The organism is Bacillus sp. SIMBA_031, from assembly GCF_046535225.1.
Taxonomy (GTDB): domain Bacteria; phylum Bacillota; class Bacilli; order Bacillales; family Bacillaceae; genus Bacillus; species Bacillus velezensis.
Genome location: NZ_JAWRXC010000609.1, coordinates 1 through 243 on the forward strand (window position 1 = coordinate 1; position 243 = coordinate 243).

The following is a 243-nucleotide window of genomic DNA, read 5'->3' on the forward strand; positions in this document are numbered from 1 at the left end:
TGATCCTCAGGCCAGGATGGCGCGGGCTGCGGCAAGGCTCGCGGCACCATTGACGGTGCGGTCCTTCAGGGCAGTGGTTTCGGACAGCAGGTTTTCGGCGGCAAAGCGGCAGAGCGCGATGCGGCCCTCTTCAGCACCGTCGCCGGTCTTGGCGAGGCCGCCCTTGGCGAGATAGGCGCTGGTCAGCACCAGGCCGAAGAGGCGCTGATAGGGTGTGGCGCCCGAGAGCGCTTCGGCGATCCT

Annotated in this window: 1 protein-coding gene; it reads right to left on the reverse strand. The window is 67.9% G+C overall.

The annotated features are described in order from the left end of the window. Positions 1 to 6: 6 nt before the first annotated feature. Positions 7 to 243 (reverse strand): acyl-CoA dehydrogenase C-terminal domain-containing protein (locus SB724_RS21550; RefSeq protein WP_410573083.1); only part of this gene is annotated, 237 nt, incomplete at its 5' end.